The organism is Nocardia gipuzkoensis (genome assembly GCF_021183645.1).
GTDB classification, from domain to species: Bacteria; Actinomycetota; Actinomycetes; order Mycobacteriales; family Mycobacteriaceae; genus Nocardia; species Nocardia abscessus.
Genome location: NZ_CP089225.1, coordinates 6,267,874 through 6,286,458 on the forward strand (window position 1 = coordinate 6,267,874; position 18,585 = coordinate 6,286,458).

Below are 18,585 nucleotides of genomic sequence, written 5' to 3' on the forward strand. Positions count from 1 at the left end.
AGTTGCGGGCATGGAGTGGTTCACGGCGTCCGAGTACTGGTTGAGCAGGCAGCTGCTGACCCGCGGCGTCGCGGCTGTCTACCTGATCGCCTTCGTCGTGGCCGCCCGGCAATTCCGGGCGCTGCTCGGTGCGCACGGCATGTTGCCGGTGCCGCGGTGGCTGGCCCGGCGGTCCTTCCGGCAGACGCCGAGTATCTTCCATTTCCACTACTCCGACCGTTTCTTCGCCGCTGTGTGCTGGATCGGCGCGGCGCTGTCCGCGGCGATGCTGGCCGGGGCGGCCGACCTGGTGCCGCTGTGGGCGGCGATGCTGATGTGGGCGGCGTTGTGGGCGCTCTACCTGTCGATCGTCAACGTGGGCCAGGAATGGTATGCGTTCGGCTGGGAGTCGCTGCTGCTGGAATGCGGGTTCCTCGTGATCTTCCTCGGCAACGACCGGACCGCGCCACCGGTTCTGGTGCTGTGGCTAGCGCGCTGGCTGCTGTTCCGCGTGGAGTTCGGCGCCGGACTGATCAAAATGCGTGGTGACCCGTGCTGGCGCGATCTGACCTGCCTCTACTACCACCACGAGACGCAGCCCATGCCCGGGCCGCTGAGCTGGTTCTTCCACCACCTGCCCAAGCCGCTGCACCGGGCCGAGGTGGCGGGCAACCACTTCGCCCAGCTCGTCGTGCCCTTCGGGTTGTTCGCCCCGCAGCCGGTGGCGAGCATCGCGGCGGCCGTCGTCATCATCACCCAGCTGTGGCTGGTGCTGTCGGGCAATTTCGCCTGGCTGAACTGGCTGACGATCGTGCTCGCCTGCGGCGCGATCAGCGTGCCCGCGGGAGCGTTGCTACCGGTGCCCGACGCGCCGCCTCTGTCGGGACCGCCGCCGTGGTTCGTCGGCCTGGTCATCGGGTTCACCATGCTGGTGGTGGTCCGCAGCTACCGGCCCGCGCGCAACCTGATCTCCCGCGACCAGGCCATGAACCGGTCGTTCGATCCCTACCACTTGGTGAACACCTACGGAGCGTTCGGCAGCATCGGCCGTACCCGTTTCGAGGTGGTCGTCGAAGGCACCGACGAGGCCACCGTCACCGACCGGACGCAGTGGCGGGAATACGAGTTCAAGGGCAAACCCGGCGACCCACACCGCCTCCCACGGCAATGGGCGCCGTACCATCTGCGGCTGGACTGGCTGATGTGGTTCGCCGCTGCCTCACCGCGTTACGCGCAGCCGTGGCTCGGTCCGTTCCTTGCCCGCCTGCTGGAAAACGATTCAGCCACACTGCGCCTGCTGCGGCACAACCCCTTCGCCGAAGCCGCACCGCGCTTCGTCCGCGCGCAACTGTACCTGTACCGCTTCACCACACCCCGCGAGTTGGCCCGTACCGGAGCGTGGTGGCACCGCACGCTGGTGAGCCCCTATTTCCCGCCGGTTTCCCTCGACGAACTGCGGTATCGCAGCCATGCCCGACCGCAATGACGCTCGCGCTGTGGGCCTACCGAGCGAAGGCCGCCCCAGGTGGGAGCGCGCGGGCAGGGCCGGTGGCATTCACCACAGTGGCGTGGCGACGATCGGCGGCGAAAGCGGGTATGCGACCGAGTGACGCAACCGACCGAAGGAGGATGTATGTCCATTTCGGCCTCGCGCTCGCAGTTTCGCGCCGATCGGCGCAGTGACAGCGGAGATCCCGGTACCGAGGGGCCCGTCGAAACGACCGTCGCGGCATGGATCTTGATGCTGATCGTGCTGAGCATTGCACTGGTAGTGCTGTAAGACACCGCCTCGCAACGTGTTGCGCTGCCGTAACGGCGAAACGTGCGGCAGCGCAGCTGGTCCGGGTGGACGAAGAGAAGGAGTTCGATCTCTTGGAGGAAGTACTACGGCCGCTCATCGTCGTGTTCGGTACGGTCGCGATCACCGTTCTCGCCGGTCTGCTGATCGATCGACTCTTGCGGTACAGCGCGCGCAGACGTCCTGGTACCCAACTCCCCATGCTGTTGCGCCGGGTGCAATTGCCCGTGCAGGTATTGCTCGGCTCACTGGCGTTGCACGCCACTTATCCACTGGCACAACTCGACCTACACCAGGACGCGATGATCCGAACCGTCCTGGCCACCGCCGCGATCATGGCGGCGGCCTGGCTGGTCATCCGCGCCGCCGACGCCTTCGCGGAGAACATGCTGCGCTCCTATGCCCGGCGTACGCAGGAGATCACGCGGGTGCGGCAGTTGCGCACCCAGCTCGGTCTGGTGCGCCGCATCGTCACATCGGTCCTGGTGGTCACGACCGCCGCCGTGGCGATCCTGCTGCTGTTTCCCAGTCTGCGGACTCTGGGCACCTCGTTGCTGGCCTCGGCCGGGGTGATCGGAATCATCGCGGGCGTCGCCGCGCAGTCGACGCTGAGCAATCTGATCGCCGGTTTGCAGATCGCCTTCGGTGACTCGGTCAAGATCGGGGACACCGTTGTCGTGGAGGGGGAGTGGGGCATCGTCGAGGAGATCACCCTCGCGTTCCTGACCGTGCGGATCTGGGACGACCGGAGACTGACCATGCCGGTCTCCTACTTCAACAACAAGCCGTACGAGAACTGGTCACGTGGTGGCCCGGAGATCACCGGCACGGTCTTCTTGTACCTCGATCACAGCACTCCGGTGCCGCTGCTGCGCGAACACCTGGGGGAGTACCTGCGTGAGCGAGCGGACTGGGACGGCCGCGACTGGGGTCTGGTGGTCACCGACAGCACGCCCACGAATATCGTGGTGCGCGCGACGATGTCGGCGGCCGATGCCGACGACGTCTGGAACCTGCGCTGCGCGGTCCGCGAGGAACTGCTCGACTGGCTCGGCCGCAACCATCCGCACGCCCTGCCGAAGATCGCCACCGCGATCACCGAGCCCGCCACCGGCGACCGCCACTTGGCGCTGACCGGCGGCCGTTCCGGCGACGATGGCGACGGTTACCGCGACTGACCCCGGCACCGGTCTATAACCCGGCCCTGCTCTCGGCGTGACCGGCAGCGGGCGCTCGCCGGAAGCAGGATCGCGTCACGGTGCGGCGCTACTATCGGATGTCCCGGCTGGGCAAAAGCCGGGAGGGGGAAGGGGGAGATCGTGGCAGATTCGTTCGGCGGCGTCGGTGCGAGCTTGTTCGCCGGAACCGCTTGGCACTACGCGCGCTATCGTCCGGGCTATCCGCAGTCGTTCTTCGACGACATGGTGCGGCGCTTCCAGCTCGATGGCACCGGTCGTCTGCTCGACCTGGGATGCGGCACAGGTCAACTGACCGTTCCGCTCGCATCGCACGTGGCCGAAGCGGTGGGCGTGGATCCCGAGCCCACCATGCTCGTCGAAGCGGCCGGTCGAGCTCGGGCCGCGGGTGTCACGACGGTGCGGTGGGTGCAGGGCAGCTCGGAGGACCTACCGGCCGGGCTCGGGCGTTTCCGGCTGGTGACCATGGGCCGCTCGTTCCACTGGATGGATCGCGAACGAGTTCTGGCGTCCCTCGCCGACTCGGCCGAGGACGAGGGCGCACTCGTGATCGCCAACGACAGTTGTCTGGTCGGGCCCGCGACGGAATGGCAGCGAGCCATCGAAGACGTCCAGCGCCGTTTCCTGTCGCCGCAGCAGCGCTCCGGTCGGGCGACCGCGGCCGAGGGCCGGGAGTCGCACGAGGAGATCCTGGCTCGCTCGCCTTTCCGCCGGGTGCGGCGGACCGTCCACGAATTCACCCGTTCCTGGACGATCGAGCAGGCGATCGGTTATCTCTACTCCACCTCGCTGCCCCTGCATCGGTTGCTCGGCGACCGGCGGAGCGCTTTCGAACAAGCGGTCACCGACGCCATGCTCGCGATCGACCCCACCGGCTGCTTCCTCGAACCGGTCGCGTTGGAAGTGCTGACCGCTACCAAAAGCTAGGTCCTGTTCAGCGGGTCTGCACCGATACCGGCAAGCCGGGCAGGGCATCGCGCATCGATGGGTCAGGGCCTCGGGAGCGTATGCAAACTCACCCGGCTCAGCTGACCCGCCCGTATCTGCGCGGTCAGATACGTGTGCTCCGGTTGCCTGCGCCGATCTGTCGGCGAGCCGGGATTGAGCAGGCGCAATCCGGTGTCGGTGACACTGTCCCAAGGGATGTGACTGTGTCCGAAGACGAGCACGTCGGTGTCCGGGAACTTCCGGGCGCAGCGTTCCTCCCGGCCCTTCGCAGGCCCGGTCTCGTGCACGACCGCCAGCCTCAGCCCATCGAGTTCGGCGTGGGCGATCTCGGGTAGCCGGGCGCGGAGTGCGGGACCGTCGTTGTTGCCGTAGACGCCGATGAGGCGTCGGCTGCGCGCTTCCAATCGGTCCAGTAGGGCGAGCTCCACCCAGTCGCCCGCGTGCACCACCACGTCGGCCGCGTCGACCGCGCGCCAGAGCGTCTCCGGCAGATCCCGCGCCCGCTTCGGCACATGCGTATCGGCGATGATCAGCAACCGCATGGTGACCGGTGTACCACGCCGGCGAGCGCGCCTCGGCTCACTCCGCAGCGGTGGTTCGGGCGGGCGGCATTATCCCGGCTGCCGAGCAGACGGCGCGGCGCATTCCTGGAGTGATATCAATCACACCTACCGTGCGGCTCGGTGGAGATTGGACGCCCGGACGTGGGTATGCCCCGGCGTGACGGTGGCGCGACGCGGCGCTCCGGTACGACAGTTTCCATCGCGTAGTCCGGGAGGGCTTGTGTCTTCGATGCTTTCGTTTCTCATGTTGATGCTCATGCTGCCGGGGATGGCGACTGTCGCGGCGTACGCGACGGTGGCGGTCAGCGTGTGGCTCGAGGAGCGTCGTGAGGCCGGCGACTCCGCAGTGCGGGTCGAAGCCCGCCGCTCGTAGTAAAAGCCGAGTTCAACGCTGTGGCGAGGCGCCGGCGCCACCCGCCTCGGCGAGGTGCGGCGCTCCAGTCGATACCCGTGGCCGCGGCGAAGGCGGCCGCGTCGGCGGAGGTCGTCGTCTTCGGATTCTCCCGCGCCCAAGTGGTGAATGCCGCGGTGAAGTCGCCGTCGCAGGCGTGTACCAGCAGGGGAAAGCGCCGCGCGACCTCGCCCGCCCGCTTGAACAACAACGCGTTCGCGGCCGCGCCGACGGCATCGGCGTCGAAACCCGCAGGTACCGCGGCCCCGGCGACCAGCGCCCGCACCAGCGCCGCTTGCCGCTCAGCCAGCGGCGCCGCGCCCGGTCTCGGCACCGTATTCACGCAGGCACCGTCCTGGCGCGGGTGGTGATCGGCGGCCGCGCGGCGGCCGCGGCGATGGCGTCCAGTTCGTCGAGCAGCTCGGCGGCGGGCGGATAGTTGCCGTCACGCTCCAGCATCAACGGCGCCGGGTGCGTCGCGGCGAATTCCGTGACCAGCGCGAGAACTTCGGCGGGGAGCGGGTCGGTGTGGGTGTCGTGGTAGCGGCCGCCGGATTCGTGACCGCCCGCGACGTGGCAGTATGCCACGTGTTCGGCGGGCAGGCGCATGAGTTCGGCGTGCGGGTCGCGCCCGCGGTTGCGGGCGTTCGCGTAGACGTTGGCGAGGTCGAGCAGGAGCAGAACACCGGTTCGTTCGACGAGTTCGGACAAGAATTCCGCTTCGGTGTACTCGTCGTCGGGCCAGTCGAACAGCGCGGCGATGTTCTCCACCGCCAGCGGAACGTCCAGAGCCGCCTGGGTTCGGGTGATATTGGCGGCGAGTACGTCCAGCGCTTCCCCGGTGCGCGGTACCGGCAGCAGGTGGCCGGCTTCCAAGCCGCCCGCTCGCACGAAAGCGACATGTTCACTCACCAGTGGCGCGGCGACGGCCGAGGCACAGGCCGCCAAGTGCTCGACGCGATGATCCGCGACCGGCTCCGCGCCGCCGAGGGACAGTGATATGCCGTGCGGCACCACGGCGACGCCCCGCGCACGCAACGCCGCCAGTTCCTCGGGGACGGTGACCCGCCCCGCGCGGCGGGTATTTCTGGGCAACGCCTCGGCGATGACCTCGCAGAACCCGAGTCCGTCCAATTCCGCGATCACTCCGCAGATTTCGGGCCGCCACCCGATGCCGAGCGCATTCGGCGGCAGCGGCCCGGGCGGCTCAACCACCGCAACCGCCGCAACCGCCGCCGCCCCCGCCACATCCGCCGCCGTCGCCACCGCTGTCACCACCACCGCCGCCCGAGGAGCTCGGCGGAACGACCGCCTGGGCGAGTCCGGGATCCAGCGCGATGAGCGCGCCGATGCCGAAGACGGCCGCCGCGAGCGCCGCGCTCTCGGCGCCATAGGTCGCATAGGACGGTGAATTACCCGGCCGCAGATGCCCGTTGCGCGCCGTCGCGGCCTCGCGGGCACGGACGCCGAGCGGGGTGAGGCGGGGCTTTCGCACCACCAGCCCGTAGCAGATCGCCTGTGCGATCACCAGCACGACCAACAGACCCACCGGGTTGCCGTGCGAGGCGCCCGCGATGACGCGGACGACGCCGAGCGCGCCCGTGACCAGGATCGGCATTCCCGCATCGCGCAGGCCGTGGCGCACCGCGGGCCCCGGGAGGTATCCCAGGTCGACCATCCGGGTACGCAGGGCGTCGACGGCGCCGGGCGATCCGTCGACGATCGCGCGGACCGTTTTGCGCTGACCCGCCGTGAGCCGGTCGTACACCGACACGGTGAACGGGTCCAGCCGCGCACGCTCCTGCGCGGTGAGCGCGCGAACCGGCGCGGCCGCCGAATCGATCGCCTCGATACCGCGCAGCCGTGCCAGCGCGGCCAGCGCGGCGTTCTGGTCGCCGAACAGCATGCCCACTTCGGGTAACGTCAGCTCCGCTCCGGGTGCGGCGACCGCGTCGGATTCCGGGTCCGCGCGCGTGACCCGCGACCGCAGCCAGAACCCGGCGACGACTGCTACCAGCACCAGCGGTAGGTAGACGGCCAGGAATTCCGTCCCGGAGATCCCCCAGGTATTGCCTGCCGCGACAAGCCCGTCCGAGCCCACCCCGTTGATCACGCTCATCTTCCACCTCGGAATCGGTCCGACCTGCCCTCAGTATCAGGCCCCATCGGTCCGCGCGCCATGACGAATCGCCGCTGCGCGGACATGTCGCCGAGAGTTGGGCCGACGCTCACTCACGACCGAGGCCCAGTTGCGCGGAAATCATCAGGGCGACCTCTGTCTCCAGCCGGTTGACCGTCAGCGGGTGGCCGAGCACTTCTTCGGCCCTGCGTATCCGGTAGTGGACGGTGTTCTTGTGGACGTGCATGCGCGCCGCGGCATCGGTGAGGCTGCCGCGGGCGTCCAGATAGGTCTGGACCGTCTCGCGCAGACGCGCGGTCGTCTCGTCGTCGCGCATGAGGTCGCCGAGTACCCGGTGCACCCATGCCCTCGTATCGGGAAGATGGTCGACCAGCAAGCTGGCCAGCGCGACTCGGGAATGCAGCGTCAGCGAGCGGGTGGGATCGGCGACCGAGGCCAGGTTGCGGGCGCGCTGGGCGTCGCGAAACGTCTGCCGGAAGCCGGCCAGTCCGGTTCCGGGATCGCCGACCGCGACGCGGATTCCGGGCCTGCGGTGCATGTCACGCTCGAGCCGGTCGGCATCGAGCGACGGCTTGCCGACCGAGGATATCCAGGCCCAGCAGTTCTGTTCGTCGACCAATACCATCAGCGGGGTCTTTCCGGTCGCGGCGGAAAGCATCGCGGCGCAGGCGTGCAGCAGATCGGTCGTCGCCGATGCGGGTTTGCCCACCCAGATGATCGCGGCCATGTGCCACCCCCGCAGGGACGCGGCGAGCATCTGCTCCGCGGCGGCGAGATCGAGGTTGTCGGTGTCGAGCACCGCGCGGATCTGCGCCGCGCGGGTGTTGTCCGAGCGCGCGTCCCAGCGGCGGCGTTCGCTTTCGTAGATGTCGATGACGCCTTCGATGACCTGGTCGATGTAGCTGTTGACCAGCAGCACGATGCGGCTGGTGGTATCCAGTGCGAGGTCGGCGGGGGTCGCGGAGTGCCGGAGCAGGGCGATGGTCTGCTGCGTGAACATGTGCTCGCCGAGGCGATACGCGCGCAGAAGGGCCTCCAGGGACATTCCGTGCTGGGCGAACCGCCGGGCGTACTCGGCGGCGGCCGGTGGCACGGTGATGTCGTCGCGGGAGATGCTCAGCGCGAGCATGTCGAGGATCGCGGTGAGGTTGGACGCGGTGCTGGCGATCATCAGGCGCCGCACTTCGTCGTCGTGGCGGAACTCCGGGATCACCTCGATGAACATCGAGGTCATCTCCGCGGTCAGCCGGTCGAGGTCGGCTTTGACGCGTGCGACGACATCGCGGATGGTCGTGTCCACGTCAGCGCTCATGCCCGGACCGTACCGGAATCGGCACGGCGGCTCGGAGGCATTCCTTCGGTTTGTGCCACCGGTACAAAGCCGGGCGAAAACTCTGGGATGCGGGCCCGTAGCCCTGCCCCTGATTTCGGCCTTACCTTTGCAATGTAATTCACATCACACCATATCGGGTGAGGCTATCGTGCAGCAGGTTGTTGATTTACCGGAGTTTCGCGCCACCTGGAATCCGTCCGGCCCATGTATCGCGGACGACCGTGCGCAGCTCGACAATGCGACTTTCGCGGAACGCGTTCGCCGGGCAGCGGCTGTTCTGTACGCGCACGGAATTCGGGAAGGTGACGTCGTCGCCCTCGTTCTTCCGAACCGCGTCGAATTCGTTGTGATCATGTTCGCGGCGTGGCGGCTGGGTGCGGCCGTGACCCCGGTGAAGCCGGACGCCACCGTCGATGAGATCCGATACCAGGTCGCGGACTGCGCGGCGAAGGTGGTGGTGACCGATGGCGGGCGCGGCGCGGGGACGCTCGACCTGTCCGAGGTGGCCGGGCACGAGGGCGAGCACACCGCGCCGGAAGCGGTGGCGCTCGATCCGGCCGCACCGGCGCTGATCATCTACACCAGCGGCACCACCGGGCAGCCGAAGGGTGTTGTCCTCGACCACACCAATGTGGCCGCGATGTGCGAGATGCTCGTCGAGGTTCTGGCTTTGAACGACACCGACCACAGTCTGCTGATCCTGCCCCTGTTCCACGTCAACGGAATCGTGGTGAGCGTTCTGTCGCCGTTGCTGGCCGGTGGCCGGGCGACGATCGCGGGCCGCTTCTCGGCCTCGGCGTTCTTCGACGTCGTCGAACGGGTACGGCCGACGTACTTTTCGGCGGTCCCGGCGGTGTACGCCATGCTGGTCGCGCAGCAGGCGAGCCGGAAACCGGACACCTCGTCGCTGCGCCGTGTGATCTGCGGGGCCGCGCCCATGCCCGCGGAGTTGATCGCCCGGTTCGAATCCCGTTTCGGCGTGCCGATCGTCGAAGGCTACGGACTGTCCGAAGGCACCTGCGCCTCGACGCTGAACCCCCCGACCGGTTCGCGCAAGCCGGGGACGGTCGGACTGCCACTGCCCGGGCAGACGGTGGCGATCATGGACGCCGACGGCGTGCTCGTGGCCGACGGCACGAGCGGGGAAGTGGTGATCCGGGGCGCCAACGTGATGCGCGGCTACCTCGGCAGGCCCGAGGCGACCGCGAGAACGGTGGTCGACGGCTGGCTGCACACCGGCGACGTCGGTTACTTCGACCCGGACGGATATCTCGTCCTGGTAGACCGGATCAAGGACATGATCATCCGGGGCGGCGAGAACATCTACCCGAAGGAGATCGAGAACGTCCTGCACACCCACCCGGCGGTACTCGAGGCCGCGGTGGTCGGGGCGCCCGATGCGGTGCTCGGCGAGGTCCCGGTCGCCCATGTGGTGACGATGCCCGACGCCCAGGTCGGCGCCGAAGAACTCGCGCAGCACTGCAGGAAGTCTCTGGCGCGTACGAAGGTGCCGGTGTCGATCGAACTCGTCGAAGCGCTACCGCGGAATCCGGTCGGGAAGATCGACAAACGAAAACTTCGCGCACTCGTGGCCGAGCCGGTCACCAGCGCATGAAAAACGTCCGTTCGATCGTGAGCGAAATCCCGCGCTCCGAACTCGTCTCCGTACGGGTTGTCGCCTGCGCTCGACGCACTGGATAGGAAAGGTCCGGACAATGGGATTCAAAACGGCGGATTTCCCGCCCGTGAATGTGGAGACATTTCTCGACCAGCCGCTGCGAGAGCGGATGCGAACGCTGGCCCTGCACTGGGTGGAATACGGCTTCGGAACGCCGAAGATGATCCACACGATTTATCTGCTCAAGGTCGTGTTCGTCTCGGTGCTGGCCGGTGTCGCCCTGGCGACCTGGAGTTCGGGTGTCGGCCCGTTCTGGGACGTCGCGGCGTGGTGGAGCCAGCCGGTGGTCTATCAGAAGCTGGTGCTGTGGACCGTCCTGCTCGAAGCGCTCGGCATCGCCGGATCGTGGGGACCGCTCGCGGGCAAGTTCAAGCCGATGACCGGGGGCATTCTGTTCTACGCCCGGCGCGGCACGATCCGCCTGCGGCCCTGGCGGCGGGTGCCGTTCACCGGCGGAGACGAGCGCACCGGTGTCGACGTGCTGCTGTACCTGGCGTTCCTGGCGACGCTACTGGCGGCGATCGTGCTGCCCGGCGTGCCGAGCGCCGCGCTGAGCGCGGCGCTGCCGGACAACACCTCCGGCTTGGTGAATCCAGCTCTGCTCATCGCTCCGATCGTGCTGTACGTCCTGTGCGGCGTGCGGGACAAGACGATCTTCCTCACCGCACGCGGCGAGCAGTACCTGCCCGCACTCGTCTTTTTCGCGGTGCTGCCGTTCGTCGACATGATCATCGCGGCCAAGCTCCTGATCTGCGCGGTGTGGATCGGCGCCGGAGTGTCGAAGTTCGGGCGGCATTTCAGCAACGTCGTCCCGCCGATGGTCTCCAACAGTCCGGGCGTGCCGGCCAAGTGGATCAAGCGCTTGCACTACCGTGACTTCCCCCGGGACATCCGCCCGTCGAAGGTCGCTTCGTTCCTGGCTCATGTCGGCGGCACCACCGTCGAGATCATCACACCGCTGGTACTGCTGTTCTCCACCAACCGTTGGCTGACCTTGGCCGGTGTGGTGCTGATGGTGGTATTCCACGTGTTCATCACCTCCACCTTCCCGCTGGCGGTGCCGTTGGAGTGGAACGTCCTGTTCGGCTACCTGACCGTCTTCCTGTTCCTGGGCTACCCCAACGACGGCGGCTACGGCCTCGGTGACATCTCCTCGCCATGGCTCGCCGCGGTGATCGTCGCGGCTCTGGCGTTCTTCCCCGTGCTCGGCAACCTGCGCCCGGACCTGGTGTCGTTCCTGCCGTCGATGCGGCAGTACGCGGGCAACTGGGCGTCGGCTCTGTGGGCCTTCGCGCCCGGCGCGGAGCAGAAGCTGAACACGATCCGGCGCCGTCCCACCGTGAATCAAGTCGACCAGCTGAAGGCCATGGGCTATCCGCCCGCGGTCGCGGAGATCACCATGCAGCAGACGATCGCGTGGCGCTCGATGCACAGCCAAGGACGCGGCCTGTTCTCCTTGCTGTACAAGCGAATTCCCGAGATCGACCGCTGGACGGTCCGGGAAGCGGAATTCGGCTGCAACTCGCTGATCGGTTTCAATTTCGGTGATGGTCACCTGCACAACCTCGATCTGATCAACGCGGTGCAATCCCGAGTCGGGTTCGCGCCGGGGGAGTGGATCGTGGTGTGGGTGGAGTCGCAGCCGATCCACCAGGGCATTCAGCGGTACCAGGTCATCGACGCGGCGATCGGTGTGGTCGAACGCGGCACCTGGCGGGTGCGGGACGCGGTCGAGGCGCAGCCTTGGCTGCCCGACGGCCCGATCCCGCTCGAGGTGACGTGGCGGCTGGCCGGTTATACCGTGCCGACGCCGCCCGACGAATCGCCTCGGGAACTCGCGCCGCAGACTGTCAGTTGAGACCACCGCCAGGACGGGAGAGCGATATGAGCACCGCGGTCGTGGTCGGCAGCGGCCCCAACGGTTTGGCTGCGGCCATCACCTTGGCGCGCGCCGGGCTGGAGGTCACGGTGCTGGAGGGCGCCGACCGGATCGGGGGCGGCACCCGCACCAGCGAGGCGATCGTGCCGGGCCTGCTGCACGACCACTGCTCGGCCGTTCACCCGATGGCCGTGGGCTCTCCCTTCCTGCGTGGCCTCGACCTGGAGCGCTACGGATTGTCCTGGGCGTGGCCGGAGGTCGACTGCGTTCATCCGCTCGACGACGGCACCGCCGGTGTGCTGCATCGCTCGGTCGCTCGGACCGCGGCCGGTCTCGGTGGTGACGGCCGCGCGTGGCGGCTGCTGTTCGAACGCACGACGGCGGGCTACGACCGGATGAGCGCCGACATCATGCGGCCGTTGCTGCGCCTGCCCCGCCATCCCTTCCGGCTGACCCGCTTCGGGATTCCCGCCCTGGCCCCGGCCACGCTGCTGGCGGGACTGTTCCGCACCGAGCAGGCCCGAGGGCTGTTCGGCGGCGTCGCCGCCCACGCCTTCCATCCGCTGCACAGACCGCTCAGCGCGAGTATCGGACTGGGCATCATCACCGCGGGGCACACCTACGGCTGGGCGGTCGCCGCCGGAGGATCCCAGCGGATCACCGAGGCGATGGCGGCCTACCTCGGCGACCTCGGCGGAAAGATCGAAACCGGTGTCCGCGTGCGGTCGGTGTCCGATCTGCCTCCGGCGGACCTGACCATGTGGGACCTGGCGCCCACCGCGGTCGCGGAGATCCTCGGCGATCGGCTGCCGCGGCGAATCGCGAAGGCGTATCGAGGTTTTCGCTATGGTCCGGGCGCCTTCAAGGTCGACTTCGCGGTCCACGGCGGCGTGCCGTGGACCGCGGAGGCCGCCCGGCGAGCCGGGACGGTGCACCTCGGTGGCGCGTTCGCCGAGATCGCCGCCGCCGAACGCGACATCCACCGCGGCCGGATGCCCGAACGTCCCTTCGTCCTGGTGGGGCAGCAGTATCTCGCCGATCCGCGCCGTTCGGCCGGTGACATCCATCCGATCTGGGCGTATGCCCATGTACCGCACGGCTACCGCGGCGACGCGACGGCGGCGATCACGGCTCAGCTCGAACGCTTCGCGCCGGGGTTTCGTGACCGCGTCGTGGGGACCAGCGTGCGCAGCGCGACGGAATTCGCCGACTACAACCCCAACTATGTCGGCGGCAACATCATGACGGGCGCGAAAGACATACCGCAGCTGGTGTTCGGTCCTCGAAAGACTTTGCAGCCCTATGATGTCGGTGTTCCCGGCCACTACATATGCTCTGCCGCCACACCACCGGGTCCGGGAGCGCACGGGATGTGCGGTGCGAACGCCGCACAGCGGGCCCTGCGCCGATCGGGTTTCCGGCAGTCATCGCCGTTCGTGCGCAGTACTCCGTCCGGGCCGCAGTAGCCTCGGCATCGACTGATCCGGTTGGTCCGTCCTCGGCCGCGCCTGTGGCTCGACCGCGTCCTCGGACCGCCCCCGCCGAATGCGGCCTCCTCGGCGTCGGTGGGGCATCACCGTCCGGCCGCGTCGGCGAAGCGGATGGCGCAGGCGTCGCCCGCTTGACCTAGCAAAGCTTGATTCTCTATCAACGCTACTGTTCACCGCCTCGGCCGCCCCGTGCGCCGCTATTGGCCTCAGTGGGGTGCGGTGGGCTCGTGTCCCCCACAGGAAACCGACCGATGGGTGCGACCAGTCGGTTTCCTTCGGATCTGCAAGGGAACCCGGGACGACATGGGAGCCGATGACAAGAGCCGGGTCACCGAAGATGTCCTGCGCAGACTGCTGGAGACCACCGAACCGGACGCACGCTTGGTCCTCGAAGAGGGGCGGGTGCGCATCGAACACAGTTCCAGGCTCGAACCGCGCGGGATGCTCATCGTGTCGCGCAACGACCTGCGCGACCGGCTCGGGGCCGATCCGGACACCGCCGCGCTGGCCGCAGCCGCCGCCGAGCTCGACGCTGAACTCCGCCTCCGGGGCGCCTGACCGAGTCTGCGATCCCGGACATGGTGGACGCGGCCACACCGGACCACGTCCGCCCTTTCGATGGCGACAGGACGACGCGACCGGCCCCCTCAGGCCGTTGTCACCGCTGAATCGGCAGAGGCAGATCGAGGTTCGTGGACCGCGGGGCCGAGGTCGGGATCGTAGAGTTCGGCGATCTCGGTGGCGTATTTCCCGGCGATCACGCGCCGCTCGAGTTTCATGGTGAGTGTGACCTCATCGCCGCCCGCCTCCCAGAAGACGGGCAGCACGCGGAACCGTTCGACTTGCTCGACGCGGGGCAATTTCGCGTTGCCCGCGGCGATACCCGCGGCGATCCGCTCGATGACACCGGTGTCGGCCGCCAGGGCGGGCGCAGAGGCATCGGGCAGGTCGTGCCGTGCGGCGTACGGTCCGGCGGTCTCGGCGTCGAGAACCACCAGCGCGGTGTTGTACGGGCGGCCGTCGCCGAGGGCGGCGATGGCGCCGATCAGCGGGGTCGCCGCCTTGATCGTGTTCTCGATGTTGGTGGGCGACATGTTCTTCCCCGCCGAGTTGATGATCAACTCCTTCTTGCGGTCCACCACAGTGAGGTATCCGTCGCTGTCGACGGTGAGGACATCGCCGGTGCGCAGCCACCCTTCGGTGTCGACCGCCTCGGCGGTCTGCTCCGGCTCACCTCGGTAGCCCTTCATCACCAGCGGGCCGCGGCCGTGGAGTTCGCCGTCGTCGGCGATTCTGGCCCGCATGCCGGGCAGGAGTTTGCCGACGGTGCCGAGTCTGGCGTCGCGGGGGTGGCTGACGCTGCAGATGCAGTGAGTTCGGACATGCCCCAGATCTCGGCGATCGGGATCCCGAGTCCGGCGAAGAAACCCAGTGTTTCGGCCGGGATCGGAGCGGCGGCCGGACATCGCCCAGCGCACCCGGTCCAGACCGAGTTTCGCCCGCAGCCCGGACAGCACGAGCTGGTCGGCGCGCGCCCATTCGGCGGCGACCGTTTCCGGTACCGGCTCCCCGTTCAATTGATGCGCACTGCGTTGGGCAGCGACCGCCAGCGCCCACCGCAGCGCCGCACGCCGATCGGCGGCGGGCTCGTTGACGACCGCGAATTCGACGGCGGCCTTCAGCGCGATACCGGAACCGGTCGCCGGGGTCAGCCGCACAGGGAGTACTGGCGCCTGCGGCCCGACGGCAGGAAGACATCCACGTGCGCGCCCGGCCGCCGAGCAGGCAGTGGCCCACCACCTGCCGCGCGCAGCGTCAGGCTCACCACGTCGGCCGCTTCGCGATCGATCGCGGTGATGGTGGTGTCCACATCGAACCCGGTGCGGCGCACCGGGTTCGGGCGCAACAGGAGCGCGGCGATGCGTCCGGTGACGAACACCTTTCCGAACTGCAGACCGACCGGCAACTCAGCGATTTCGCCCGGACGTACCTGGTACCGGTGGTGGCCGGATCGAACGCTCCGCCCGGCTGACGCCGAAACCCTCCGCGATCGTCCGCGAGCCGAGCGTTCCCGCCGCCGGTCGACAGTGGCGACTTCGTTCCCGCCGATCCGGTGGGTTCTGGGGAGCGGGCCACTCGGCAGCGGCATCCGAAGTCGTCCGGGCCGCCGCTCGGTTCCCGGCGCGGCAACCGCATCCGGTGACTTGTAGGGTTCACGAAGAGCCGGAGGGATATTCGGCGCAGGCGCGGAGGAAGGGACAGCGGGGATGTCGGACGCTTCGGTCGAGGTGCTCCTGGACGACTTCGAGGACAAGGACAACTGGGAGGTCGCTGGAGGCGGGGCGGACCGGACGCATCTCACGACGTTCGCCGAGGGCGCGCCCAGCAAGCGGCCCGGCGTGTACGCCGACGGCGTCTCGGGCGCTGACCACCGGGCACTCGTGCTGCTGATCCGCTCGGCCGTCGATGAGCTCGAGGTCGAGCTGGTGGCGAAGCCGGGACACTCGTTCTCGATAGCCGGACGGGTGACCGCGCTGAACATGTGGGTGCGCTCACCGCACGCGTCGATCCAGGTGTCGGCGCGGCTGCACAGCGCAGGACAGGGCGAGCGAGAGTTGGTCCTGGGGGACGTCTCCGCGACCGGAGAATGGCAGCGGCTCGAACACGAACCGGCCGAACCCTGCGACGACAGCGACCTGGTTGCGTTGACGATCCGGCTCACCCAAGTGGTGAAGCGGGAAGGGGAAGTCATGATTCTGCTCGACGACTTGACCGCCCGCACCACGACTTAGGCATCGGAGGGGCATCGCACGGCTTTGGCGATGGCCCCTGGACCGACCGACCAGCTGTAGCCCCGGGGGCGAAGACTCCCCGGGTGGTCCGGTAAACGCCCATGCTTCAGCGTGTTTCAGGATCGGCTGCCCGGAGTCGTCCTGACGGCGGCCCGAGTGCGCACTGATCAATGCGCCGACGAACAGGTGCGCACTGTGCGTCCGAGCGTGTCATCGGCGCGCTCGGGCGCGGCGCTGAGCGATGTGATCACACGGTGAACCGATCGGTGGTTCCCGACGTAACGTCTCGGCCGCAACATCTTTCATATCCAGCGCAAGCGGCGCAGGCTCCGCGGGGTTCCGCTCGCTCGATTCCGGGGGGTCTCTGTCGGACGATTCTGCCCGCTCGATCGCCGGGATCCACTCGCCTCCATAGTCTTCGGGCAGGATGGGTCCGGCCGCCCTGCCCGCTCGGCCATCGCACGTCCGGGACCGTTGCACGACCCTGAGCTCCGGTCGAGGTCTTCCGGAAGTCGGCGCCTTCTTCGGCCGTTCCGGTGAGCAAGCGCGGGCCGTCCGGTAGCTAAAAGTGTGCCAATCGAGGCATGGCACGTGGGCGACGCGGGGCGCGAGCGCGCTGGACAGCTCGGCAACCGGCTCACCGGACTACGTGCCGTTGGCACTTGTCATATGCGTTTCTAGGGTGTGGCTCCGTACTTTTCGCTTGTCGCCGCGGCCGCCGCGACTGCCTTCGTGATCTTGCCATCCAGACCGCTCCAGCCAACGAAGAGATTGGGGTAGCTGAATGTTGACCATGGACTGATCGTGAAGGAGGAGGGTGATGAACGCGATGACCTGCACAGTGGCCGTCGTCGGCGCGGGCTTCGGTGGCATCGGGATGGGAGTCGGGTTACGACGTGCCGGGATCACCGACTTCGTGATCTTCGAGGGAGGCTGCGACGTGGGTGGCGTCTGGCGAGACAACACCTACCCGGGGTGTTCCTGTGATGTGCCCTCCCACCTGTACTCGTTCTCCTTCGCGCCCTACCGCAGTCGTCGCATCCGGTATCCGCGCCAGGGGGAGATCCTGGACTACCTGCGCCAGGTCGCCGCCGACCATGGTTTGGCGCCGCACCTGAGGTTGAACACCGCGATCTTGGCGGCCACCTATCTGGAAAGCCGGGGGTGCTGGGAACTGATCACTTCCTGCGGACAGCGCGTGCTCGCCGACGTCGTGATCTTCGCGGTGGGACAGCTGCACCGGCCGAACATCCCCGATATCGCGGGCCGGGCCGACTTCGCCGGAGCGTCTTTCCATTCCGCGCGATGGGATCACGACCAGGACTTACGCGGGATGGACGTGGCCGTGATCGGAACCGGCTCCAGCGCGGCGCAGATGCTGCCCACCTTGGCCGCGACCGCCCACCGCGTCCGTGTCTTCCAGCGCACACCGCACTGGGTACTGCCCAAACCGCCGGCCGATTTCGGACCGCTGGCCCGAGCGGCGTTGCGGCTGCCCGGCGCGCACGGTCTCTACCGCCGCGCCCTCTACTACGGCGCCGACGTCGTACTCGCGCCGATCATGCACCGGGGCTGGTCGGCTCGGCCCGCGGAATGGGCCGCGCGCCGCTACCTGCGCAGCCGGATCTCGGACCCGCGGCTGCGCGCGAAGCTCACGCCCGGCTATCCGATCGGCGGCAAGCGCATCATCTTCGACAGTCACTACTACTCGGCGTTGACCAGCGACAACGTCGAGCTGATCACCGCACCCATCACCCGGATCGTGCGCGACGGCCTCCGCACCGGAGACGGCGCACACCATCGGGCCGATGTGATCATCTACGCCACCGGCTTCCGCGCCCCGGAATTCCTGGTCCCGGTCACCGTGCGCGGACGTGAGGGAGCGCTCCTGCACGACCGATGGCGCACCGGCGCGGCAGCGCTACTGGGTGTGGCGGTTCCCGGCTATCCGAACGCCTTCCTGATCGCCGGACCGAACAGCTTCAACCCGGCGGGCAGTAACCCGGGGATGAAGGAACACCAGATCGAGTACATCATCCGCTGCCTGCGCTGGCGTGACCGGATCGGCGCGGCCGCCATCGAGGTCCGAGCGTCCGCGATGCGGGCACACCAGCAGTGGATCGAGCGAGCTGTCGCGAAGACGGTGTGGCCCGCCACCGGGCGGAGCTGGTACAAGCACGACAGCGGGCGCGTCACCAATCCGTGGCCCGCCTCGGCCCGCACCTTCGAGCGCGCATTGCGGCGACCGCCCTCCGCGTCGTTCTGCGCTGTTCCGCTCGATCCGGCGACGTCCGATCGGAAGTCGCCGGACCGAGCGACGCGGAGGAACACCTCGCCCGGGCCGGTAGCGGCCGGACCGGAAACGACCGAGGTGATTCGCGCCGACTGAGGCGCGAAC

The 18,585-nt window shown here is 68.3% G+C and carries 16 protein-coding genes and 1 pseudogene; 10 read left to right on the plus strand and 7 right to left on the minus strand.

Features of this window, described 5'->3' with window-relative positions; genetic code table 11:
• Positions 1–10 precede the first annotated feature (10 nt).
• The 4 genes from LTT66_RS28560 to LTT66_RS28575 all read left to right on the plus strand — a co-directional run bounded on the left by LTT66_RS28560 (position 11) and on the right by LTT66_RS28575 (position 3,900).
• Positions 11–1,465 (plus strand): lipase maturation factor family protein, encoded by a 1,455-nt coding sequence (locus tag LTT66_RS28560; protein WP_233061684.1) that lies wholly within the window; start codon positions 11–13, stop codon positions 1,463–1,465.
• A gap of 147 nt (positions 1,466–1,612) precedes the next feature.
• A complete protein-coding gene (locus LTT66_RS28565) occupies positions 1,613–1,759 on the plus strand; it encodes a hypothetical protein (RefSeq protein ID WP_233061686.1) in 147 nt (48 codons plus the stop codon).
• A gap of 65 nt (positions 1,760–1,824) precedes the next feature.
• Positions 1,825–2,955, plus strand: a complete 1,131-nt coding sequence (locus tag LTT66_RS28570; RefSeq protein WP_233061688.1) for a mechanosensitive ion channel family protein — start codon at positions 1,825–1,827, stop codon at positions 2,953–2,955.
• Between the two features lie 141 nt (positions 2,956–3,096).
• Positions 3,097–3,900 (plus strand): class I SAM-dependent methyltransferase, encoded by an 804-nt coding sequence (locus LTT66_RS28575; protein ID WP_233061692.1) that lies wholly within the window; start codon positions 3,097–3,099, stop codon positions 3,898–3,900.
• Between the two features lie 62 nt (positions 3,901–3,962).
• Here the strand turns inward: LTT66_RS28575 and LTT66_RS28580 are convergent, their stop codons facing one another.
• From LTT66_RS28580 to LTT66_RS28600, 5 genes are all read right to left on the minus strand, one after another.
• A complete protein-coding gene (locus LTT66_RS28580; protein WP_233061693.1) occupies positions 3,963–4,463 on the minus strand; it encodes a metallophosphoesterase family protein in 501 nt (166 codons plus the stop codon).
• Positions 4,464–4,786: 323 nt separating this feature from the next.
• Positions 4,787–5,218: a hypothetical protein gene (locus LTT66_RS28585; protein ID WP_233061694.1), complete on the minus strand. Its 432-nt coding sequence runs from the start codon at positions 5,216–5,218 to the stop codon at positions 4,787–4,789.
• Positions 5,215–6,069, minus strand: coding sequence for a DUF692 domain-containing protein (locus LTT66_RS28590; protein WP_233069428.1), 855 nt, complete (start codon positions 6,067–6,069; stop codon positions 5,215–5,217). The genes LTT66_RS28585 and LTT66_RS28590 overlap by 4 nt, the downstream gene beginning before the upstream one ends.
• A gap of 13 nt (positions 6,070–6,082) precedes the next feature.
• Positions 6,083–6,994, minus strand: coding sequence for a TIGR04222 domain-containing membrane protein (locus LTT66_RS28595; protein WP_233061695.1), 912 nt, complete (start codon positions 6,992–6,994; stop codon positions 6,083–6,085).
• Between the two features lie 109 nt (positions 6,995–7,103).
• Positions 7,104–8,327, minus strand: a complete 1,224-nt coding sequence (locus LTT66_RS28600) for a PucR family transcriptional regulator (protein WP_233061696.1) — start codon at positions 8,325–8,327, stop codon at positions 7,104–7,106.
• Between the two features lie 169 nt (positions 8,328–8,496).
• Between LTT66_RS28600 and LTT66_RS28605 the strand changes: the two genes are divergently transcribed.
• The 4 genes from LTT66_RS28605 (at position 8,497) to LTT66_RS28620 (ending at position 13,953) form a co-directional block, all read left to right on the plus strand.
• The gene (locus tag LTT66_RS28605; protein ID WP_233061697.1) at positions 8,497–9,963 is read left to right on the plus strand and encodes a class I adenylate-forming enzyme family protein; all 1,467 of its coding nucleotides are present in this window, start codon (positions 8,497–8,499) and stop codon (positions 9,961–9,963) included.
• A 100-nt stretch (positions 9,964–10,063) separates the two neighbouring features.
• Entirely contained in the window at positions 10,064–11,884 is a 1,821-nt protein-coding gene (locus LTT66_RS28610) for a DUF3556 domain-containing protein (RefSeq protein WP_233061698.1), read from the plus strand.
• Positions 11,885–11,910: 26 nt separating this feature from the next.
• Positions 11,911–13,371, plus strand: coding sequence for a phytoene desaturase family protein (locus LTT66_RS28615; protein WP_233061699.1), 1,461 nt, complete (start codon positions 11,911–11,913; stop codon positions 13,369–13,371).
• A 327-nt stretch (positions 13,372–13,698) separates the two neighbouring features.
• Positions 13,699–13,953, plus strand: coding sequence for a hypothetical protein (locus LTT66_RS28620; protein ID WP_233061700.1), 255 nt, complete (start codon positions 13,699–13,701; stop codon positions 13,951–13,953).
• A gap of 89 nt (positions 13,954–14,042) precedes the next feature.
• On the opposite strand, the pseudogene LTT66_RS28625 reads toward LTT66_RS28620, so the two are convergent.
• Positions 14,043–15,077, minus strand: a pseudogene (locus tag LTT66_RS28625) (AMP-binding protein); the annotation flags it as partial.
• Positions 15,078–15,103: 26 nt separating this feature from the next.
• Positions 15,104–15,361 carry a ferredoxin reductase domain-containing protein gene (locus LTT66_RS28630; RefSeq protein ID WP_233061701.1) on the minus strand — a complete coding sequence of 86 codons (258 nt, stop codon included), beginning with the start codon at positions 15,359–15,361 and terminating at the stop codon, positions 15,104–15,106.
• A gap of 301 nt (positions 15,362–15,662) precedes the next feature.
• Between LTT66_RS28630 and LTT66_RS28635 the strand changes: the two genes are divergently transcribed.
• Both LTT66_RS28635 and LTT66_RS28640 read left to right on the plus strand, forming a co-directional pair.
• Complete coding sequence (locus LTT66_RS28635; RefSeq protein ID WP_233061702.1) at positions 15,663–16,187, plus strand: hypothetical protein; 525 nt, start codon at positions 15,663–15,665, stop codon at positions 16,185–16,187.
• Positions 16,188–17,007: 820 nt separating this feature from the next.
• Complete coding sequence (locus LTT66_RS28640) at positions 17,008–18,576, plus strand: flavin-containing monooxygenase (protein WP_233061703.1); 1,569 nt, start codon at positions 17,008–17,010, stop codon at positions 18,574–18,576.
• Positions 18,577–18,585 lie beyond the last annotated feature (9 nt).

What these genes read in the sequence shown, in the direction of transcription:
- LTT66_RS28560 (WP_233061684.1), top strand. Translation starts at nt 11, where the DNA reads ATGGAGTGGTTCACGGCGTCCGAGTACTGGTTGAGCAGGCAGCTGCTG.
- LTT66_RS28565 (WP_233061686.1), top strand. Translation starts at nt 1,613, where the DNA reads ATGTCCATTTCGGCCTCGCGCTCGCAGTTTCGCGCCGATCGGCGCAGT.
- LTT66_RS28580 (WP_233061693.1), bottom strand. Translation starts at nt 4,463, where the DNA reads ATGCGGTTGCTGATCATCGCCGATACGCATGTGCCGAAGCGGGCGCGG.
- LTT66_RS28595 (WP_233061695.1), bottom strand. Translation starts at nt 6,994, where the DNA reads ATGAGCGTGATCAACGGGGTGGGCTCGGACGGGCTTGTCGCGGCAGGC.
- LTT66_RS28600 (WP_233061696.1), bottom strand. Translation starts at nt 8,327, where the DNA reads ATGAGCGCTGACGTGGACACGACCATCCGCGATGTCGTCGCACGCGTC.
- LTT66_RS28610 (WP_233061698.1), top strand. Translation starts at nt 10,064, where the DNA reads ATGGGATTCAAAACGGCGGATTTCCCGCCCGTGAATGTGGAGACATTT.
- LTT66_RS28615 (WP_233061699.1), top strand. Translation starts at nt 11,911, where the DNA reads ATGAGCACCGCGGTCGTGGTCGGCAGCGGCCCCAACGGTTTGGCTGCG.
- LTT66_RS28620 (WP_233061700.1), top strand. Translation starts at nt 13,699, where the DNA reads ATGGGAGCCGATGACAAGAGCCGGGTCACCGAAGATGTCCTGCGCAGA.
- LTT66_RS28635 (WP_233061702.1), top strand. Translation starts at nt 15,663, where the DNA reads ATGTCGGACGCTTCGGTCGAGGTGCTCCTGGACGACTTCGAGGACAAG.
- LTT66_RS28640 (WP_233061703.1), top strand. Translation starts at nt 17,008, where the DNA reads ATGAACGCGATGACCTGCACAGTGGCCGTCGTCGGCGCGGGCTTCGGT.